Origin of the sequence: Streptomyces sp. NPDC089915 (assembly GCF_040684675.1) — a bacterium.
GTDB lineage: Bacteria > Actinomycetota > Actinomycetes > Streptomycetales > Streptomycetaceae > Streptomyces.
The window spans coordinates 16,534-36,177 of record NZ_JBFBGN010000069.1 but is presented as its reverse complement, the minus strand read 5'-3'; the positions used below and the strand labels follow the sequence as shown (position 1 = coordinate 36,177).

Below are 19,644 nucleotides of genomic sequence, written 5' to 3'. Positions count from 1 at the left end.
CTGGGACTCCTTCTGGTACCTGTCCATCGCCGCCCACGGCTACGGGCGCACCCAGATGTGGCCCGCCTCGGACTCCATCCAGAGCGACGCCGCCTCCCCATGCACCCCACCCCGTCCCCCGCCGCGCCCCCGGTGCGGTCCGTCGTCCTCGACGCGGACGGGATCCCGCTGTCCGGGCTGCTCGCCCTGCCGGCGGACCCCGTGCCCCGGGCCACGGTGGTGGCCCTGCACGGGGCGGGGATGAGCGCGGGCTACTTCGACAGCCGGGTGCGGCCGGGGTTCTCCCTGCTGGAGCTCGGCGCCTCGCTGGGCTTCGCCGTACTCGCCCTGGACCGGCCCGGGTACGGGGCCTCCGCGCCCGCCCTGCCCCGGGGGCTTGACCTGGCCGGGCAGACGGACGCCCTGCTCGCCGCCCTGGACGGGTACGCCCGGGACCGGGACCTCGGCGCGGGCCTCTTCCTCGTGGCCCACTCCAACGGCGGCCGGCTCGCGCTGTCCGCCGCCGCCGCGGCCCGGGGCCGCCTCGCGCCGATCGGCCTGGACCTGTGCGGCGTCGGCCGCCATTTCGCCGTGGATCCGGGGCAGTTGCCCGGGGTGGACTTCCCCGGGCAGTGGCGCCGGCACTGGGGCGCGCTGCGCTTCTACCCGCCGGAGGCCTTCCGGGCCTGCGCATCGCTGGTGCGCCCCGTCCCCGCCGAGGAGGCCCGCGAGACCCCGCTCTGGCCCGGCATGTACCCCGCCGTCGCGGCCGGAGTGAGGGCTCCCGTTCGCTTCACGTTCGCCGAACAGGAGCTGTGGTGGAGGCGGGACGGCGCGGCGGTCGAGGAATTGCTGACTCCGCTGATGGGGGCCTCCACAGAACTGGTCATGCAGCCCCATGCTGGACACAACGTCAGTCTGGGCTGGGCGGCTCGCAGTTACCACCTGCGGGCCTTGGCGTTCCTGGAGGAATGCCTACTGGCCCCGGTGCCCGCGGGGGATCGGGTTCCGGCCACGACTGACGCGGAACTGTAGAAGGTTGACAGGAATCTGACATATATCCCGTTGACCTACAGATCGGTACCAACGAGGCTTTTCGTGAGCATCCCGTGACGTGTACCGAAGTCCGTCATACCGGGACACGTCCACTCGGAACCTCTCGTAAGTCTGTTTGATTCACATGTCTGTTTGATTCATCAGATCATTCCGCAAAGGAACACACATGAGTGACGTGAAGGACCTGGTGCAGGTCGCCGGCATCATCGACGCCGAAGAGGCCAAGCTGCTGGCCGAGGAGGGCGTCGACTGGTTCGGCTTCCCGCTCCGCCTCCCGTCGGGCAAGGACGACATCTCCGAGGCCGCGGCCACGGAGATCATCGCCGGCCTGACGGCCCCGCAGGAGGGCGTCCTCATCAGCTACATGGTGGACGCCGACGAGATCAGCGAGTTCACCACGCAGCTCGGTGTCAAGGCCGTCCAGCTGCACGGCGACGTCGAGCCGGAGCAGCTGCGCAAGCTCAAGGCCAACCGCCCCGACCTGTACGTGCTCAAGAGCCTGGTCGTGAAGGAGGACAACGCCGAGGAGCTCCTGCAGTTCGTCGACGAGGTCGCCGAGTTCGTGGACATGTTCATCACGGACACCTTCAACCCGGCCACCGGTGCCAAGGGCGCCACCGGTCTCACCCACGACTGGAACGTCAGCGCCGAGCTCGTGCGCCGTTCCCCCAAGCCGCTCATGATGGCCGGCGGCCTGAGCCCGGAGAACGTCGCCGACGCGATCCGGTTCGTCAAGCCCGCCGCCGTCGACGCGCACAGCCTCCTCGAGGGCGACGACCGCCGCAAGGACCGCGCCAAGGTCGCGAAGTTCGTGGCCGAGTCGCGGAAGGCTTTCGCCGAGATCGCCAACGCCTGATCTCGGCACCCGTCCCACACGGTTGCGGTTCCCGGGGCCCCACGCGGCCCCGGGCCCGGCCGCAGCACGTCTCCACGACCGACGAGAAGCAGGTTTCTCATGGCGACCGGCCACCACAATGTCCACCCGCTGCCGCAGACCAACCAGCTCCGCGCCATGCACACGATCATCCGTGACCGCAGAGCCTCCCGCGCGGACTTCGTGTTCTACTCCCGGCGCATCATCCGCCTCCTGCTCGAATCGGCGCTCAACCAGCTGCCGTTCGACCAGCACGAGGCCATCACGCCGGTCGGGGAGACGTACGAGGGCCTGAGACTGGGTCCCCAGCTCTGCGCCGTGCCCGTGGTCCGGGCCGGTGACTCGATGCTCGACGAACTGCGTCAGGTCATCCCCGACATCACCGTCGGCAAGCTGCTCATCCAGCGGGACAAGACCACCAAGCTCCCGCACCTGTACTACAAGAACTTCCCCGAGGACATCGCCGACCGGCACGTCCTCCTCCTGGAGCCGATGCTCGCCACCGGCGGCAGCGCCAAGGCGGCCATCGAGGTGCTCCTCGACTCGGGCGTGCACGAGGAGAACATCATCTTCGTGAACTTCCTCGCCTCCCCCGAGGGCATCGAGGCCGTCCACGCCGTGTACCCGCTCGTCAAGATCGTCACGTCCTCGATCGAGCAGCGCCTCAACGAGAACGCGTTCATGATCCCGGGCATCGGCGACTTCGGCGACCGCTACTTCGGCACGACCGACTCGGCAGTCGCCTGATGAAGACCAGTCGTACGCTTGCCGACTCCGCGCTGACGGCCCTCGCGCCGGCCATCTGGGGGTCCACGTACCTGGTCACCACGGAGCTGCTCCCGGAGGGCCGGCCGCTGCTGGCCTCCCTGCTCCGTGCCCTGCCCGCCGGCCTGATCCTGGTGCTCATCGGGCGGACCCTGCCCAAGGGCATCTGGTGGTGGCGCGCGCTGGTGCTCGGCGTGCTCAACATCGGTGCCTTCTTCTACCTGCTGTTCGTGGCCGCCTACCACCTGCCGGGCGGCGTGGCGGCGCTGGTGATGTCCATCCAGCCGATGATCGTGCTCCTGCTGGGCGCGGCCCTGCTGAAGGACAAGATCAAGCCGATCCACCTGATCTCCTGCGCCCTCGGCGCGGGCGGTGTGGCCCTGCTGGTCCTCCAGCCGAACGCCGGGCTCAACGCCACCGGTGTCATCGCCGGTCTGCTGGGCGCGCTCAGCATGGCCTCCGGCATCGTGCTGACCAAGCGCTGGGGACGCCCCGAGGGCGTGGGCCTGCTGCCCTTCACGGGCTGGCAGCTCACCGTCGGCGGCCTGGTGCTGCTCCCGATCGCGCTGATCGGCGAGGGGCTGCCGAGCGAGATCACCGCCAAGAACCTCTGGGGCTTCGCCTACCTCGGCGTCATCGGTGCCCTGTTCGCCTACGCGATCTGGTTCCGCGGTGTGGCCCGGCTGCCCGCGCTGGCGGTCTCGTTCCTGAGCTTCGCCTCGCCCCTGGCGGCCACCCTGCTCGGCTACTTCGTCCTCGACCAGTCGCTCTCGCCGATCCAGATCGTCGGAGCCCTGACCGTGGTCGCCTCGGTGATCCTGGCCCAGCCGCGCAAGGGCAAGCCCAAGCCCGAGGCCGAGCCGGCCCGAGAAAGCTCGCGGGAGTCCGTCAAGGCCCAGGCCTAGGACACCCGCTCCCGACTCCCCGCCCGTCCCCGCCCCCGAGGCGGGCGGGGAGCGGTGGTGGCACACCGCGGCCTCCCCCGTCCGCGGTGTGCCACCAACCCCCTGCACGAACGACTCGTGAGAGGACCGAAGCCGTGCCCCACATCCACATCAGGCACTACCCCCGGGACTTCACGGCCGAGCAGCTCCAGGCGATCGACGAGGCGGTCACCGCCGCCGTGACGAAGACCTTCGCCACCGGCGAGGACACCGTCTCGATCTCCGTCGAGCCGGTCAGTCCGGAGGACTGGGACGCCCAGGTCCTCTCCGAGATAGCGGCCCGCCCGGATCTGCTGGTCAAGCGACCCGGCTACTTGAACGAGAGTTGAGAGAGACCCGATGAGCGCAAGCAGCGGCATCCCCGTCGTCTACACCGAGGAAGTCCGGGAGGCCCTCCACGAGGGCAAGGCCGTCGTGGCCCTGGAGAGCAACGTCATCACCCACGGCCTCCCCTACCCGGACAACGCGGCCACCGCCCGCAAGGTGGAGGACGCGGTGCGGTCCGGCGGTGCCGTTCCGGCGACGATCTGCATCGAGGCCGGCGAGATCCGCGTCGGCATGTCGGACGCCGACATCGAGCGCTTCGCCTCCCTGCCGAACATCCCCAAGGTGTCCAGCCGGGACCTGCCCGTCATCCTGGCGCAGGGCGGCCTGGGCGCCACCACGGTGGCCTCCTCCGTCGTCGCCGCCGAGCTCGCGGGGATCCCCTTCTTCTCCTCCGCCGGCATCGGCGGCGTGCACCGCGGCGCCCAGGAGACCTGGGACGTGTCCTCGGACCTGATCCAGTTCACCCGTTCCAAGGTCGCGGTCGTCTGCGCCGGCGCCAAGATGATCCTCGACCTCGGGCTGACCCTGGAGTACCTGGAGACGCAGTGCGTCCCCGTCGTCGCCTACCGCTCGGACGACTTCCCCGCGTTCTACTGCCGTACGAGCGGCCACAAGGCGCCCCACCGCCTTGACGACGAGCAGGTCATCGCCCGTGCCATCGAGGCCCACTGGGCCCTCGGCAACGACAGCTCCTTCCTGATCACCACCCCGGTCCGGGAGGAGGACGCCATCGACTCCACCGAGGTCGACACGGCCATCCGCGCCGCGGTCGCCGAGGCCACCCGCGACGGGGTCTCCGGCCAGGCCATCACCAAGTACCTGATGCGCGCCGTCGACGCCGCCACCGACGGCCGCAGCGCCAAGGCCAACATGGCCGTCCTCGCCTCCTGCGCCGAGGCGGCGGGCCGGCTGGCCGTCGCGCACGCGGCACACCTCGCCGAGCGCGCCGGGCGCTGACCCGCGCCCTTCGAACCACCACCGCACCACGCGTTGAACTCAGTCTGGAGAGACACACACATGTCCGAGAAGCTGCTGGCGCCGGTCACCCTGGGCAAGCTGGCCCTGCGCAACCGGGTCGTCATGGCACCCATGTCCCGCAACCGTGCCACCGCCGAGGGTCTCGCCACCGACCTGATGGCCACCTACTACGGTCAGCGCGCGGGCGCCGGCCTGATCATCACCGAGGGCGTCCAGCCCTCGGTCACCGGTCAGGGCTTCGGCAACAGCCCGGGTCTGCACACCCAGGAGCAGGCCGAGTCCTGGAAGCCGGTCACCGAGGCCGTGCACGCCGCCGGCGGTCTGATCGTCGCGCAGCTCATGCACTGCGGCCGCATCGGCCACCCCTCGCTCTACCCGAGCGGCCACCAGTCCGTCGCCCCGTCCGCCGTCACCGCGGCCGGCCAGGCGTACGGCCCCCAGGGCCCGCTGGACTACCCGGAGCCGCGCGCCCTGACGGTCGAGGAGATCGCCGAGGTCGTCAAGGAGCACGCGGACTCCGCCGAGCTCGCCATCGAGGCCGGCTTCGACGGCGTGGAGATCCACGCGGGCAACGGCTTCCTGCTCCACCAGTTCCTGGCGGAGAACAGCAACCAGCGCACCGACCAGTACGGCGGCTCCGTCGAGAACCGCATCCGCTTCGCGATCGAGGTGATCGAGGCGGTCTCCGAGCGCATCGGCGCCGACCGCGTCGGCGTGCGCATCTCCCCGTCGAACCCGTACAACGACATCGTCGAGGGCGACACGCACGCCATCTACGAGGCGCTCGTCGCGGCCCTGCCGCCCGTCGCCTTCCTGCACATCCTCGAGGGCGGCAACCGCGACCACATCGCGGCCCTGCGCGCCCAGTGGACCGGCACCATCGTGCTGTGCCCGCACCCGGAGAACGGCGTCCCGGTCAGCGGCGAGATCGCCGAGGCCGCGCTCGAGGCCGGCGTCGCCTGCGCCGTCGCCTTCGGCTCGTCCTTCATCGCCAACCCGGACCTGCCGGAGCGCATCCGCACCGGCGCCGCGCTGGCCGAGGCCGACGGGAGCAAGTTCTACGGCGGCGACCACACCGGGTACACCGACTACCCGACGCTCGACGGCACCGCCGCGTGAGCGACTCCGGGAAGATGCTGCTCTTCTCGGGGCGCGCGCACCCCGAGCTGGCCCAGGCCATCGCGGCGGAGCTGGGCACGGAGCTGGTCGAGACGAAGGCGATCGACTTCGCCAACGGCGAGATCTACATCCGCTACCACGCCTCCGTGCGCGGCGCGGACTGCTTCGTGGTCCAGAGCCACACGGCCCCCATCAACAAGTCGATCATGGAACAGCTCATCATGATCGACGCGCTGAAGCGGGCCTCCGCGCGCAGCGTCACGGTGATCCTGCCCTTCTACGGATACGCGCGGCAGGACCGCAAGCACAGCGGCCGGGAACCCATCTCGGCCCGCCTGGTGGCGGACCTGCTCAAGACCGCCGGTGCCGACCGGATCCTGACGATCGACCTGCACGCCGACCAGATCCAGGGGTTCTTCGACGGCCCGGTGGACCACCTGTTCGCCATGCCGGTCCTCGCGGACTACATCGGCTCCAAGGTGGACCGCGAGGCGCTGACCGTGGTCTCGCCCGACGCCGGCCGCGTGCGCGTGGCGGACGGCTGGTGCGACCGCCTCGGCGCTCCGCTGGCCATCGTCCACAAGCGGCGCGACAAGGACGTGGCCCACCAGGTCACCGCCCACGAGGTGGTCGGCGAGGTGCGCGACCGGGTCTGCGTCCTGGTCGACGACATGATCGACACGGGCGGCACGATCTGCGCCGCCGCCGACGCCCTCTTCGCGCAGGGGGCGCGGGACGTCATCGTGGCGGCCACGCACGGGGTGCTCTCCGGCCCCGCGGCGGACCGCCTGAAGAACTCTCAGGTGAGCGAGTTCGTCTTCACGGACACCCTGCCGGTGCCCGGGGCGCTCGGACTGGACAAGGTCACCGTCCTGTCCATAGCCCCGCTCATCGCCGGTGCCTCGCGCGCCGTGTTCGAGAACGGATCAGTAACCCGGCTCCTGCAGAGCCGGTGATCGCCCGGACGGACGGGCCCGACGGGGCCCGTCCGTCCGAAGGGGGAGGCGGCCGCACGCACCGAGCCGCTCCACAACGGAATGTCATAAGGAAGCGGGAAATGACTCTTCAGGAGACCAGCGTGCTCGAGCCCACCCTGCAGGGGACCACCACGTTGCCCGGCCTGCTCGCCCAGCGTGTGGCCGAACACCCCGAGGCGATCGCGGTCGCCTACCGGGACGACAAGCTCACCTTCCGGGAGCTTGCGTCCAGAAGCGCGGCCCTGGCCGACTACCTGGAGCACCTCGGTGTCTCCGCCGACGACTGCGTCGGTCTGTTCGTCGAGCCGTCGATCGACCTGATGGTCGGCGCCTGGGGCATCCTGAACGCCGGTGCCGCCTACCTGCCGCTCTCCCCGGAGTACCCCGAGGACCGGCTCCGGTACATGATCGAGAACAGCGAGGCGAAGATCATCCTGGCGCAGCAGCGCCTGGTGTCCCGCCTGCGCGAGCTCGCTCCGGCGGACGTCACCATCGTGACCCTGCGCGAGTCCGAGGCCTTCGTCCGCCCCGAGGGCACGGAGGCCCCGGCCCAGGCCGGCGCCCGCCCGGACACCCTCGCGTACGTCATCTACACCTCCGGCAGCACGGGCAAGCCGAAGGGTGTGATGATCGAGCACCGCAGCATCGTCAACCAGCTCGGCTGGCTGCGCGAGACCTACGCGATCGACCGCAGCAAGGTCATCCTGCAGAAGACCCCGATGAGCTTCGACGCCGCCCAGTGGGAGATCCTCTCCCCGGCCAACGGCGCGACCGTCGTCATGGGCGCCCCGGGCGTCTACGCCGACCCCGAGGGCCTCATCGAGACCATCGTCAAGCACAAGGTGACCACCCTCCAGTGCGTCCCGACGCTGCTCCAGGGTCTGATCGACACCGAGAAGTTCCCCGAGTGCGTCTCCCTCCAGCAGATCTTCAGCGGTGGCGAGGCCCTCTCCCGCCTGCTGGCGATCCAGACCACGCAGGAGATGCCCGGCCGGGCGCTCATCAACGTCTACGGCCCGACCGAGACGACGATCAACTCGTCCTCGTTCGCCGTCGACCCCGCCGACCTGGACGAGGGCCCGCAGTCCATCTCCATCGGCTCCCCGGTGCACGGCACCACGTACCACATCCTCGACAAGGAGACCCTCAAGCCGATCGGCGTGGGGGAGATCGGCGAGCTGTACATCGGCGGCGTCCAGCTGGCCCGCGGCTACCTGCACCGCGACGACCTGACGGCCGAGCGCTTCCTGGACATCGAGCTCGAGGAGGGCGCCGAGCCCGTCCGCCTGTACAAGACGGGCGACCTCGGCCAGTGGAACACCGACGGCACCGTGCAGTTCGCCGGCCGTGCCGACAACCAGGTCAAGCTGCGCGGCTACCGCGTCGAGCTCGACGAGATATCCCTGGCGATCGAGAACCACGACTGGGTCCGCAACGCCGCCGTCATCGTCAAGAACGACGGCCGCACCGGCTTCCAGAACCTGATCGCCTGCATCGAGCTGAGCGAGAAGGAAGCCGCCCTGATGGACCAGGGCAACCACGGCTCCCACCACGCGTCGAAGAAGAGCAAGCTCCAGGTCAAGGCGCAGCTGTCCAACCCGGGCCTGCGCGACGACGCCGAGCTGGCCGCCCGCCCGGCCTTCGACCTGGAGGGCTCCGAGCCCACCCCCGAGCAGCGCGCCCGGGTCTTCGCCCGCAAGACGTACCGCTTCTACGAGGGCGGCGCCGTCACCCAGGCCGACCTGCTCGGCCTGCTGGGCGCCACGGTCACGGCCGGCTACTCGCGCAAGGCGGCCGACCTGGCCCCCGCCGAACTCGGCCAGATCCTGCGCTGGTTCGGCCAGTACATCAGCGAGGAGCGGCTGCTGCCGAAGTACGGCTACGCCTCCCCGGGCGCGCTGTACGCGACGCAGATGTACTTCGAGCTGGAGGGCGTCGGCGGCCTGAAGCCGGGCTACTACTACTACCAGCCGGTCCGCCACCAGCTCGTCCTCATCAGCGAGCGCGAGGCCACCGGCAAGGCCACGGCGCAGATCCACTTCATCGGCAAGAAGAGCGGCATCGAGCCGGTCTACAAGAACAACATCGTCGAGGTCCTGGAGATCGAGACCGGCCACATGGTCGGCCTCTTCGAGCAGATCCTGCCGGCCTACGGCCTCGACATCCACGACCGCGCCTACGAGCCGGCCGTCCGCGAGCTGCTCGACGTCGCCGACGAGGACTACTACCTGGGCACCTTCGAGCTGGTCCCGCACGCGGGCCCGCGCGACGACCAGTCCGAGGTCTACGTCCAGACGCACGGCGGCAAGATCGCCGGGCTGCCCGAGGGCCAGTACCGCTACGAGAACGGCGAGCTGACCCGCTTCTCGGACGACATCGTCCTCAAGAAGCACGTCATCGCGATCAACCAGTCGGTGTACCAGGCCGCCAGCTTCGGCATCAGCGTCTACAGCCGCGCCGAGGAGGAGTGGCTGAAGTACATCACCCTCGGCAAGAAGCTCCAGCACCTGATGATGAACGGGCTGAACCTGGGCTTCATGTCCTCCGGCTACAGCTCGAAGACGGGCAACCCGCTGCCGGCCTCGCGCCGCATGGACGCCGTCCTCGCCCAGAACGGCCTCGACAGCGCCCCGATGTACTTCTTCGTCGGCGGCCGCATCAGCGACGAGCAGATCGAGCACGAGGGCATGCGCGAGGACAGCGTCCACATGCGCGGTCCGGCCGAGCTCATCCGCGACGACCTCGTCAGCTTCCTGCCGGACTACATGATCCCCAACCGGGTCGTGGTCTTCGACCGGCTGCCGCTGTCCGCCAACGGCAAGATCGACGTCAAGGCGCTCGACGCCTCCGACCAGGTCAACGCCGAGCTCGTCGAGCGTCCCTTCGTCGCCCCGCGCACGGAGACGGAGAAGGAGATCGCGGCGGTCTGGGAGAAGTCCCTGCGCCGCGAGAACGCCTCCGTCCAGGACGACTTCTTCGAGTCGGGCGGCAACTCGCTGATCGCCGTCGGCCTGGTCCGCGAGCTCAACTCGCGCCTGGGCGTCTCCCTGCCGCTGCAGAGCGTCCTGGAGTCCCCGACCATCGAGAAGCTGGCCCGCCGCCTGGAGCGCGAGGTCGCCCAGGAGTCCTCGCGCTTCGTCCGCCTGCACGCGGAGACCGGCAAGGCGCGGCCCGTCATCTGCTGGCCGGGCCTGGGCGGCTACCCGATGAACCTGCGCTCCCTGGCCGGGGAGATCGGCCTCGGCCGCTCGTTCTACGGCGTCCAGTCCTTCGGCATCAACGAGGGCGAGACGCCGTACGAGACCATCACCGAGATGGCCAAGAAGGACATCGAGGCCCTCAAGGAGATCCAGCCGGCCGGCCCCTACACCCTGTGGGGCTACTCCTTCGGCGCCCGCGTGGCCTTCGAGACCGCCTACCAGCTGGAGCAGGCGGGCGAAAAGGTGGACAACCTCTTCCTGATCGCGCCGGGCTCCCCGAAGGTGCGCGCCGAGAACGGCAAGGTGTGGGGCCGTGAGGCGTCCTTCGCCAACCGCGGCTACACCACGATCCTGTTCTCGGTCTTCACCGGCACCATTTCCGGTCCCGACCTGGACCGGTGCCTGGAGACCGTGACGGACGAGGCCTCCTTCGCCGAGTTCATCAGCGAGCTCAAGGGAATCGACGTCGACCTCGCCCGCCGGATCATCTCGGTCGTGGGCCAGACGTACGAATTCGAGTACTCCTTCCACGAGCTGGCCGAGCGCACCCTCCAGGCGCCGATCAGCATCTTCAAGGCCGTGGGCGACGACTACTCGTTCCTGGAGAACAGCAGCGGTTACTCGGCCGAGCCGCCGACGGTCATCGACCTCGACGCCGACCACTACAGCCTGCTGCGCGAGGACATCGGCGAGCTGGTCAAGCACATCCGCTACCTGCTCGGCGAGTGACCGGGTAAGGAAAAGCGGGCTGAACGAAGACGGTCGCCCCGCCGGAGAAATCCGGCGGGGCGGCCGTCTTTTCGCATTTCAACTTCCGGCCATGAGATGGCGTCCGGTGGCTCAATTCTGACGCAGATTGACCGCGTTCTGACATACCTCCTGTTGACGTCCACATTGCCCACACAAGACACTTCTATTGATTCCAGCCGTCCTGTTTTTTGTTTTCATCGCTGATGAGGAGTCATCTTCCATGCGCTTCAATCTCATCGGCCCCTTCGAGATCGTCACCGACGACGGCAGGACCTACCAGCCCGGCACCCCCAAGGTCTGCCAGACGCTCGCCCTGCTGCTCACCCGGCCCGGCGAGATCGTCACGGCCGAGTCCCTCATCCGGGAGCTGTGGGGCGAGAACCCCCCGCGCAGCGCCGTCACCACGCTCCAGACGTACGTCTACCACGCGCGCCGGATGTTCACCCAGGAGCAGCTGGCGCCCCCCGGACGCTGCCTGATCGTCACCGGCCCGTCCGGCTACGTGATGCGCGTCGAGGACTCCGAGGTGGACGTGCGGATCTTCGAGCGGCTCGTCACCCGGGCCCGCTACGAGCTGGCCGAGGAGGAGCCGCAGCGGGCGCTGCGCACGGTCGGCCAGGCGCTGGACCTGTGGCGGGGGCCCGCCCTGTCCAACTTCCCCGCCGGCGACGTGCTCGCCGGGCACGTCGTGCACCTGGAGGAACTGCGGATCCGGGCCTTCGAGACCCGCATCGAGGCGCAGGAGGCGCTGGGCCGCCACCGCGAGTCCATCCCGGAGCTGCGCAAGCTGATCAACGACTACCCGCTCAACGAGTGGTTCCACAGCCGGCTCATCGGCGCGCTCGGCGCCGCCGGGCGGCGGGCCGAGGCCCTCCAGGCCTACCAGAAGGTCCGCCGGCTGCTCGCGGAGGAACTGGGCCTGGAGCCCTCCGCGGAGCTCAAGCGGCTGCACGGGGGCCTGCTGAGCCCGGCGCGCGGCGAGCGGTTCGCGGTGGGCGCGGCCGTCTGAGCGGCCCTCCGCCTGGCGGGGCGCCCGCCACGCATTCGAGCAGGGCTCCAGGGAGGTCGGAGACGGTCACCCTTCCGGCCGTGCACAGGGTCGTGCACGGGGCGCACAAGGAGGAAACCGCATGTCCCGTCGTCTGTTCACCTCGGAGTCAGTGACCGAGGGCCACCCCGACAAGATCGCCGACCAGATCAGCGACACGATCCTGGACGCGCTGCTGCGCCAGGACCCGACCTCGCGGGTGGCCGTGGAGACCCTGATCACCACCGGGCTGGTGCACGTCGCGGGCGAGGTGACGACGAAGGCGTACGCCCCGATCGCCCAGCTCGTCCGCGAGCGGATCCTGGAGATCGGCTACGACTCGTCCGAGAAGGGCTTCGACGGCGCGTCGTGCGGGGTGTCGGTGTCCATCGGCGCCCAGTCCCCGGACATCGCCCAGGGCGTGGACACGGCGTACGAGTCGCGGGTCGAGGGCGATGAGGACGCGCTCGACAGGCAGGGCGCGGGCGACCAGGGCCTGATGTTCGGCTACGCCTGCGACGAGACCCCGGAACTGATGCCGCTGCCGATCCACCTCGCGCACCGGCTCTCCCGCCGCCTGTCCGAGGTCCGCCGCAACGCCACCCTCCGCTACCTGCGTCCGGACGGGAAGACCCAGGTCACCATCGAGTACGACGGGGACAAGCCGGTCCGCCTGGACACGGTCGTGGTCTCCACCCAGCACGCCTCGGAGATCGACCTTGAGGACCTGCTCACCCCGGACGTCCGCGAGCACGTGGTCGAGCACGTCCTGAAGCAGCTCGCCGACGAGGGCATCAAGCTGGACACCGAGGGCTACCGGCTGCTGGTCAACCCGACGGGGCGCTTCGAGATCGGCGGCCCGATGGGCGACGCGGGGCTGACCGGCCGCAAGATCATCATCGACACGTACGGGGGCATGGCCCGCCACGGCGGCGGCGCCTTCTCGGGCAAGGACCCGTCGAAGGTGGACCGCAGCGCCGCGTACGCGATGCGCTGGGTCGCCAAGAACGTGGTCGCCGCGGGCCTGGCCTCGCGCTGCGAGGTCCAGGTCGCCTACGCCATCGGCAAGGCGGAGCCCGTCGGCCTGTTCGTGGAGACCTTCGGCACCGCCAAGGTCGACGCCCGCAGGATCGAGGACGCCATCACCGAGGTCTTCGACCTCCGCCCGGCGGCCATCATCCGCGACCTGGACCTGCTGCGCCCGATCTACGCCCAGACCGCCGCGTACGGCCACTTCGGCCGCGAACTCCCGGACTTCACCTGGGAACGCACGGACCGCGTCGCCGCACTGCGGACGGCCGTGGGGCTCTGAGGGCCCGGGTGGCCCGCCGTCGCGACCGGCTCGGCTGAGGGCGGGCGTCGGGGCCACCGGATCCCGGAGGCCCCCGACCGCCCGTCCCGGCATACTGACGCTTCCTGCTTGCCGCACAGCCGTCTTGACCGGCGGCGGCTCGCGAGCCCGAGCGAAGGGATGCCACCGTGACTGACGCCGACCCGTATGAGAACACCCCGACCGCCATGGTCTTCGACGTCTTCTCCGAGACGGCCAATGACCTGATCGCCATCTATGTCCATCGCTCCGACACCGCGGTCGATCCGGAGGCGCGCGAGGGCTGGTGGCAGCGTGCCCTGGCCGTCCGCAGCACCCGCCGGGCCGTGGAGCCGTATGACCGGCAGGCTCTGCTGCGACAAATCGCCTCCTGGAAGCAGGAGATCGAGATGCTGAAGGCGGACCGGTGACCGACCCCAGTAGCTACTTCCTGACCGAGCAGCAGTTACGGGCCCGCTTCGACGAGAAGGTCAGGGAGTGGGTCTTCAGCGACTACGAGCCTCAGACCGAACCGGTTCTGGTCCTTCTGGGTGGGCAGCCGGCAGCCGGGAAGAGCCAGGCCATGACCACAGTCGACCAGCGGTACAACGGACAGGTCGTCACCCTCACCGGCGACGAGCTGCGCCTCTTTCACCCCCGCTACGAAGAACTCCTCGCCGAGGACGCCCAGACCCGCGAGACGGCGACCGCGCAGTTCTCCGGGGCTATGGTCCGGATGAGCATCGAGCACGCCCTCCACAACGGCTACGGACTGCTGCTGGAGGGCGTCTTCCGCGACCCGGCGATGACGATCGGGACCGCCGAGCAGTTCGCGAAGGCGGGCCGCCCGGTCGAGGTCGTCGCGCTCGCCGTGCGGGAGGAACGCAGTCGGCTCGACGCCCTCGGCCGCTTCCTGGATGGCGGCCGCTGGACGCCGCCGGCCCTCCAGGACCTCGCTTACGGGAAGGTGCCGGAGACCATCGCGGCCGCCGAGCAGAGCACCGCCGTCGTGCGCATCACCGTCACCAACCGCTCCGGAGCCGACCTCTACAGCAGCGAGCGGGGCCTCGACGGCCTGTGGCCCGGTGGCCCCGGAGCCGTTCCGGCTCTGGAGAACGAGCGGAAAGAGCCGCTGACCTCGGACGAGTCGGCCCTCTGGCTCGCGAAGTACCGCACCGTCCTGGTGGAGATGGCGGCCCGCGGCGAGACGAACGACAAGAGCCGACCCGTTCTGCGCCGCCTCACCGAGGACGCCGAGGCCGTCGCGGCCATGGCGGCGGATGATCCGGGCAGCCCGGTCCGCGAGCGGCACGAGGCGGTCAGGCCGCTGCTGAACCTCCTCGTCGAGCAGCCCCTCGCGGCGGCCACCGACCCCGTTCCCCTCGTTCTCCTCCCGAGCCTGCCGTCAACACCGCAGGGTCGCGAGGAGGCCCGGCGACGTGACCGGCTTCCATCGGCCGCTCGATCCGCCGAAGACGAACTCCGCACCGCCCTGGCGGCGGCCCGCCGAGGGCACCAGGGGATCGGGGGAGCCCCGCAGGCGGCGCCCCGCCGACCGGACGCGAACGCGGCACGGGCCCGCTCCACCACGACCCGGGGCCGCCCGTCCGCCACTGCCGGTCCCCAGACGCCGCCCGCCGCCGCGAGCGGCCCACACCTGTCACCGCCCGAGCAGCGCAGAGGTCGCGGCCGTTAGCAACCGCCATCGTGTCGCCGCATCAGCCGTAAGGGGGTGCCTGCTGATGCCGTGGAATGCTGATGATTGACCGGATTCGGATCCTGCGCGGCCGGAATCTCATCGGTCGCCGACGCTGCGCGCCCCGCTTCACTCCGTCTGCCTCAATACGCCTGAACGGCAAGGGACTTGGATACCCCATCGGTGTCAGTGGCTAGAGCTACCGTCGTAAGTGTGCCCCGATCGGGCCTGCTCTCTCCGCTCCTCCCCGACTGCCCCGAGGAATCGCTGATGGCATACGTCCGTGGTCACTACCGGAAGAACGGGTCCTACGTCCGTCCGCGCACACGCAGGACCAGGCCGGTAGCGGCCCTGACGGCGGTGTGTCCGTCAGGAGACGAACATCTACGAGAAGGAGCCGGATGACCATGCCCGACGACGGAATCTCCATCACCCACGAGCTCGAACCGTACGTCTGGTCGAACGAGGAGACTGCTGCGTACGAGGCCGCGATCGAGGCGGTGAACGCGGTTGTCGGCGCGTACAGCGCGGTGATCGCCGCCGAAGAGGCCAAGGCGCAGCCGAACCGCGAGACGATCGATGCGGCTCGGGCCGCGCAGGGGCGTCTCGCCCGTGAACGTGAGGCATTGCGTTCCACCGACCATCAGCAGATCAGCCAGGCCCGTGCCCGTTATGCCCTGCTGGCCCGCGAGGTACGGGCCAGCAGGGCATGAGGTCCCCTGTGTAAGAGGGGCACCGGACCTGACGCCGCCGGAAACGTCTTCCGGCGGCTCCCTGAGGGGAGGGCGTCAGGCGTCCTCGCGGCGCCAAGCGCTGGGTACGGTGCCGGGCATCCGGTGGTCGACCTGGTGTTCGCCCTTGGTGCAGCCCGCCATCGGGCCGCTGGAGGCGCGCAACTCCCGTACACAGGGATCCAGGTGGTCGCGGTGCCACACTGACGGCCCGGTGTAGCCGCAGGTGGCCGGGTCGGTGAGCTCCTGCCAGGCCAACCACAAGGCGTGTAGGCGGGCCACCGCGACGGGGTGTTCGAACCACAGGTGGCACCAGCGGGCGTCTGAGGACGGCTCCGCCAGGTAGCCGGGTACCAGCACGCCCTCCACCCACTCGATCAGCAGCCGAAGCTCGTCGTCGTACTGGGGCGGGTCCAGCAGCAGGATGAACGGAGGGTACTGCCACTCCTCGTCCTCATCCGTTTCCTTCCCATGCCCCTCGGTGAGGGCTTTGACCTGCGCGGTCAACGAGGCGACGTGTGCCTTGAGGTCCTCCAGGTTCTGGAAGAGGCCCGACGGCACGTCGGAGCCGGCCAGTCCTTCATCGGCGGGCATCGCGGGCGGCCTGCCTCTCCTCGTACGCGGCGACGGCCCGCTTGGTGATGGCCGCCTCCTCCTTCTTCATCTGCTCGCCGATGTGGGCCATGGCCTTCTCCTCGTACCAAGGGCGCAGGGCGATCTGGGCGACGGGCATGCCGGTGGACATCAGCAGGGCCGTGCCCTTGCGCATGGAGCGGATGTCGCCGGGGTCGAGGACCTGCTCGCGCTGCTCGGAGACGCTGTGGCTGTAGCCCTCCTTGCTCTTGGAGTACGAGCCACGGTCGACGTAGTGCGCGCCGGTGAGCGTGCTGACGCCTTGGGCGAAGTTCCAGTCGTCGATGCCGACGCCGATGATCTTCTTGGTGGCTGCGGACCACATGGCGTCCATGCCGACCTCGCCCCAGGCTTTGACGCCCTGCCGGTAGGACTGGAGGATCACGAAGGGGGTGATCCCCCGTGAGCCCAGGTGGCTGTAGAGGTCGGGCAGGTCCGCGATGCGACAGATGTTGGCGGCCTCGTCGAGGACTGCGCGCATGGGTTCGGGCAGTCGGCCGCCGGCGCGTTCGCCGGCCTCGGCGCCGGCGGTGAAGACGGCGTCGGCGAGCGCGGCGACGACCGCGGAGGCCGGTCCGCCCTTCTTGCTGAGCAGGTAGAGGGTGTCCTTGCCGGTGGCGAAGTGTTCGGGGTCGAAGCGGGGGCGGTCCTTGTCGGGTGTCACCCAGGCCAGGACCCTCTCGTCGCGGAGGGCGGACATCGCGGTACGGGCGTTCTGGTAGATCCCGGACTGGGTCTCCTCCGCGATGTTGATCGAGGAGTCGACCTGCTCGGCCAGTACGGGCTCCTGCTGGTAGAGGATCCGCAGCGGGGCCTTCTCTCTCGGGTCCGCAAGCCACTTCATGACGTCGCGGGCGCTTCCCCCCTCCCACCAGGCGGCACGGAAGAGGCCGACGAGGAGGTCGCCTGCGGCCTGGGACCAGAACGGATCGGCCTGCTCGGAGGTGATCTGGGTGACGAAGTGGCCGGCCAGGCGTTCTGCGCCCTCGAGCGTCTCCGCCTGGGCGATCATGTCCCACCACATCTCCCGCTGGGCCTGGGCGACCCCCTGGGTGTCCAGGATCCAGGCCTGACCCATCCGCGCGCGCGAGCCGAGCGTCGCCGCGTAGACGTCCGCCTTGTTGGAGGTCATCAGGAGCGCCCCGGGGGCCTCCTCGGCCACCGGGATGGCCAGGGCCGTCGACTTGCCCGCACGAGGGGCCATGATCGCGACGTAGGTGTCCTCGTCCGAGCCCCTCAGTTCGACTCCGGAGGGCATGTGGTCGCCGAGCAGGACGCCCCGGTCGCGGGCGGCCATCTCCTTGGGCTGGGCCTCGCGGAGAGAGACACGCAGCCGGGTCGCGGTCCGAGCGGCCGGCATCGGCGTGAGCTCGCGCATCTGGTGCAGCGTGGCCAGGCCGCTCGGGTTGCGGAACCAGCGCAGCGACACGCGCAGCCCCCACACCACCAGGACCACGGCCGCGATGTCGAGCAGCCCCGCGCCGACGGCGGAGGCGGCCGGGGAGTTCGGCCACGCCGCCGACCAGTCGGTGACCATGCGGTAGAGGGTCATAGGAGAAGGGGACGCCGCCCCTTCTCCGGTCAGCACCGCGCCGGCCGCGGCGCCCGCCCAGGTGGAGGCCGCGAGCGTGACGGCGCTGCCCAGCGTGACGCCCCAGAAGGCCCACGCCCGATCGCTCTCGGTCATCATCGGCTGCCACCTCCCGTGGTCGCGCGGCGCTGGTTGGTATCGGTGCGGTAGAGACGCTGTTCGGTCGCGGTCAGCTCCAGCGCGGCCGCGATGCCGGGCCTCGTCCCGACCTTGATCAGGTACTTTCCGCGGCCCGGGTGGCGGGCGCCCTCGTCCTCGACGGGCCGGGCGCTTTGGTCGTCGCCGTACACGGTGGGGTCGATGTCCAGGCCGGTGGAGGTCGCCGACGACCAGGAGCCGATCATCATGCGCTCCTGCTCGGTCAGGGACCGCTTCCCGGTGACCCGGCCCAGCTCCTCCGCGGAGGAGGCGCCGATGACCCAGGTGTCGCAGCGGTCCATCAGGCCGCGGGCCTTGGCCCGGTCCATCTCCGTGGGCAGCGCCTCGACGTCGAGGAGGGAGTGGGTGACGTAGATGGTGACGTCGTCGGTGGTGCGGTTCAGACGGGAGATCGCGTCCATGGCGTCGACCAGGCCGGGGCCGGAGCGCAGCGCGCGCCACATCTCGTCCATGGGCAGGACGAGTTTGCGGTCCATCAGGCCGATGGAGCGGGCGGAGTCGATGCTGCTGTAGGTGTACGCCCAGGTGGCGATCATGCCGGCGGAGAGGACGTCGTTGCCGCGGGCCCGCAGGGCGGAGATGTCCACCGAGACGGCGGGGGCGTTGATGTCGAGGGGGGTGGTGGTGGGGCCGTCGAACAGGCCGCGCAGCGGGCCGCCGATGAGGTTGTCGAGGCCGGCGATGACCGAGCGGGTGAGGTCCTGGTAGCGGTCGCCTTCGGCCGCGAGCTTGGTCCGCAGTTCCTCCGGCCCGGCCCGCAGCACCCTCACGACGTCCGCGACGACCGGGTCGCTGCCGGCGGGCTGGGCCTCGGAGGCGACGTGGACGGCCGTGTCCAGAGCACTGCGTTCGATCTCGTCGGCCGGACGCCCCAGCCCGTGCTTGGTGGACAGCAGGGCGACGAGGGTCTCCAGGCGGCGGCCGTTGAGGACGTCGAGGAGGGCCTGGCGCCGGTCGCCGGGCAGGGACCGCACGCTGCTCTTGAGGGGGCCGGAGTCCAGCGGGTTGATACGGCCGATGCCGTCGCCGATGCGGACGACCGAGCCGCCGAGCTCGCCGATCAGCTCGCTGTACTCGCCCTTGACGTCCCCGGGCACGCACACCATGTGGCCGTAGGCGGAGTACACGAGGCAGACCCGCTTCACGAGGGCGGACTTGCCCGCGCCGGGCTGCGACATGACCCACACGCCCGGGTTGGTGGTCAGCTTGCCGGTCCAGCCGGACGGGTCGATGCACACGAGCTCGCCGGTCAGCACGTCCCGTCCGACCGGCACCCCGCGCGGCGGTAGCCCGGAGCCGAGGAGGAAGGGATAGATCGCGCCGGCTTGGGTGGAGGGGCCGGTGTAGACGGTGCCGCCGTCCTCGACCGCGACGCGGCCGCCGAACGCGCCGCCCCAGCCCAGGCGGGGGGCGAAGCGGTTCCGCAGCTTCCTCTGGGCTTTCCGCTCCTCACGGGTCGGGGGCTCCTCGGAGTCGCGGATCACCCGCCGCGGTGTGGTCAGGGGCGGCGGTTTGGGGGTGCGTGCCAT

At 70.1% G+C, this 19,644-nt stretch carries 17 protein-coding genes; 14 read left to right on the top strand and 3 right to left on the bottom strand.

Annotation, left to right across the window (positions count from 1 at the left end):
* Positions 1-99 precede the first annotated feature (99 nt).
* The 14 genes from AB0O29_RS21095 (at position 100) to AB0O29_RS21030 (ending at position 15,714) form a co-directional block, all read left to right on the top strand.
* On the top strand, positions 100-1,014 hold the full coding sequence (locus AB0O29_RS21095) for an alpha/beta fold hydrolase (protein WP_365153507.1): 915 nt from the start codon (positions 100-102) through the stop codon (positions 1,012-1,014).
* 187 nt (positions 1,015-1,201) lie between these two features.
* Positions 1,202-1,891, top strand: a complete 690-nt coding sequence (locus AB0O29_RS21090; protein WP_365153505.1) for a phosphoribosylanthranilate isomerase — start codon at positions 1,202-1,204, stop codon at positions 1,889-1,891.
* A 99-nt stretch (positions 1,892-1,990) separates the two neighbouring features.
* Positions 1,991-2,656, top strand: coding sequence for a uracil phosphoribosyltransferase (upp, locus tag AB0O29_RS21085; RefSeq protein WP_365153503.1), 666 nt, complete (start codon positions 1,991-1,993; stop codon positions 2,654-2,656).
* Positions 2,656-3,579, top strand: coding sequence for an EamA family transporter (locus AB0O29_RS21080; protein WP_365153501.1), 924 nt, complete (start codon positions 2,656-2,658; stop codon positions 3,577-3,579). Before upp ends, AB0O29_RS21080 begins: the two co-directional genes overlap by 1 nt.
* 134 nt (positions 3,580-3,713) lie before the next feature.
* Positions 3,714-3,947, top strand: coding sequence for a tautomerase family protein (locus tag AB0O29_RS21075; RefSeq protein ID WP_365153499.1), 234 nt, complete (start codon positions 3,714-3,716; stop codon positions 3,945-3,947).
* Between the two features lie 10 nt (positions 3,948-3,957).
* Entirely contained in the window at positions 3,958-4,902 is a 945-nt protein-coding gene (locus tag AB0O29_RS21070) for a pseudouridine-5'-phosphate glycosidase (RefSeq protein ID WP_365153498.1), read from the top strand.
* Between the two features lie 60 nt (positions 4,903-4,962).
* Positions 4,963-6,042 carry an alkene reductase gene (locus AB0O29_RS21065; protein WP_365153496.1) on the top strand — a complete coding sequence of 360 codons (1,080 nt, stop codon included), beginning with the start codon at positions 4,963-4,965 and terminating at the stop codon, positions 6,040-6,042.
* Between the two features lie 14 nt (positions 6,043-6,056).
* Positions 6,057-6,998, top strand: a complete 942-nt coding sequence (locus AB0O29_RS21060) for a ribose-phosphate diphosphokinase (RefSeq protein WP_344161595.1) — start codon at positions 6,057-6,059, stop codon at positions 6,996-6,998.
* A gap of 101 nt (positions 6,999-7,099) precedes the next feature.
* Complete coding sequence (locus tag AB0O29_RS21055) at positions 7,100-10,948, top strand: amino acid adenylation domain-containing protein (protein WP_365153495.1); 3,849 nt, start codon at positions 7,100-7,102, stop codon at positions 10,946-10,948.
* Positions 10,949-11,189: 241 nt separating this feature from the next.
* Positions 11,190-11,978 carry an AfsR/SARP family transcriptional regulator gene (locus AB0O29_RS21050; RefSeq protein WP_365153493.1) on the top strand — a complete coding sequence of 263 codons (789 nt, stop codon included), beginning with the start codon at positions 11,190-11,192 and terminating at the stop codon, positions 11,976-11,978.
* A gap of 121 nt (positions 11,979-12,099) precedes the next feature.
* Complete coding sequence (metK, locus tag AB0O29_RS21045) at positions 12,100-13,308, top strand: methionine adenosyltransferase (RefSeq protein ID WP_365153491.1); 1,209 nt, start codon at positions 12,100-12,102, stop codon at positions 13,306-13,308.
* A 167-nt stretch (positions 13,309-13,475) separates the two neighbouring features.
* On the top strand, positions 13,476-13,736 hold the full coding sequence (locus AB0O29_RS21040; protein WP_365153489.1) for a hypothetical protein: 261 nt from the start codon (positions 13,476-13,478) through the stop codon (positions 13,734-13,736).
* Positions 13,733-15,001, top strand: coding sequence for a zeta toxin family protein (locus AB0O29_RS21035; RefSeq protein WP_365153488.1), 1,269 nt, complete (start codon positions 13,733-13,735; stop codon positions 14,999-15,001). Before AB0O29_RS21040 ends, AB0O29_RS21035 begins: the two co-directional genes overlap by 4 nt.
* 401 nt (positions 15,002-15,402) lie before the next feature.
* Positions 15,403-15,714 (top strand): hypothetical protein, encoded by a 312-nt coding sequence (locus tag AB0O29_RS21030; RefSeq protein WP_365153487.1) that lies wholly within the window; start codon positions 15,403-15,405, stop codon positions 15,712-15,714.
* 75 nt (positions 15,715-15,789) lie between these two features.
* Here AB0O29_RS21030 and AB0O29_RS21025 read toward each other — a convergent pair whose 3' ends face one another.
* From AB0O29_RS21025 to AB0O29_RS21015, 3 genes are read right to left on the bottom strand one after another with little or no spacing between them, the layout of a single operon-like run.
* Entirely contained in the window at positions 15,790-16,326 is a 537-nt protein-coding gene (locus AB0O29_RS21025) for a DUF4913 domain-containing protein (RefSeq protein WP_365153486.1), read from the bottom strand.
* Positions 16,313-18,052, bottom strand: coding sequence for a TraM recognition domain-containing protein (locus AB0O29_RS21020; RefSeq protein WP_365153485.1), 1,740 nt, complete (start codon positions 18,050-18,052; stop codon positions 16,313-16,315). Before AB0O29_RS21020 ends, AB0O29_RS21025 begins: the two co-directional genes overlap by 14 nt.
* Positions 18,052-19,644 (bottom strand): ATP-binding protein, encoded by a 1,593-nt coding sequence (locus AB0O29_RS21015; protein ID WP_365153483.1) that lies wholly within the window; start codon positions 19,642-19,644, stop codon positions 18,052-18,054. Before AB0O29_RS21015 ends, AB0O29_RS21020 begins: the two co-directional genes overlap by 1 nt.

Coding starts and splice junctions, on each gene's coding strand:
- AB0O29_RS21080 (WP_365153501.1), top strand. CDS start 2,656: ATGAAGACCAGTCGTACGCTTGCCGACTCCGCGCTGACGGCCCTCGCG.
- AB0O29_RS21025 (WP_365153486.1), bottom strand. CDS start 16,326: ATGCCCGCCGATGAAGGACTGGCCGGCTCCGACGTGCCGTCGGGCCTC.
- AB0O29_RS21060 (WP_344161595.1), top strand. CDS start 6,057: ATGCTGCTCTTCTCGGGGCGCGCGCACCCCGAGCTGGCCCAGGCCATC.
- AB0O29_RS21070 (WP_365153498.1), top strand. CDS start 3,958: ATGAGCGCAAGCAGCGGCATCCCCGTCGTCTACACCGAGGAAGTCCGG.
- AB0O29_RS21095 (WP_365153507.1), top strand. CDS start 100: ATGCACCCCACCCCGTCCCCCGCCGCGCCCCCGGTGCGGTCCGTCGTC.
- metK (WP_365153491.1), top strand. CDS start 12,100: ATGTCCCGTCGTCTGTTCACCTCGGAGTCAGTGACCGAGGGCCACCCC.
- AB0O29_RS21030 (WP_365153487.1), top strand. CDS start 15,403: ATGACCATGCCCGACGACGGAATCTCCATCACCCACGAGCTCGAACCG.
- upp (WP_365153503.1), top strand. CDS start 1,991: ATGGCGACCGGCCACCACAATGTCCACCCGCTGCCGCAGACCAACCAG.
- AB0O29_RS21020 (WP_365153485.1), bottom strand. CDS start 18,052: ATGACCGAGAGCGATCGGGCGTGGGCCTTCTGGGGCGTCACGCTGGGC.
- AB0O29_RS21090 (WP_365153505.1), top strand. CDS start 1,202: ATGAGTGACGTGAAGGACCTGGTGCAGGTCGCCGGCATCATCGACGCC.
- AB0O29_RS21015 (WP_365153483.1), bottom strand. CDS start 19,644: ATGGCACGCACCCCCAAACCGCCGCCCCTGACCACACCGCGGCGGGTG.
- AB0O29_RS21050 (WP_365153493.1), top strand. CDS start 11,190: ATGCGCTTCAATCTCATCGGCCCCTTCGAGATCGTCACCGACGACGGC.
- AB0O29_RS21065 (WP_365153496.1), top strand. CDS start 4,963: ATGTCCGAGAAGCTGCTGGCGCCGGTCACCCTGGGCAAGCTGGCCCTG.
- AB0O29_RS21055 (WP_365153495.1), top strand. CDS start 7,100: ATGACTCTTCAGGAGACCAGCGTGCTCGAGCCCACCCTGCAGGGGACC.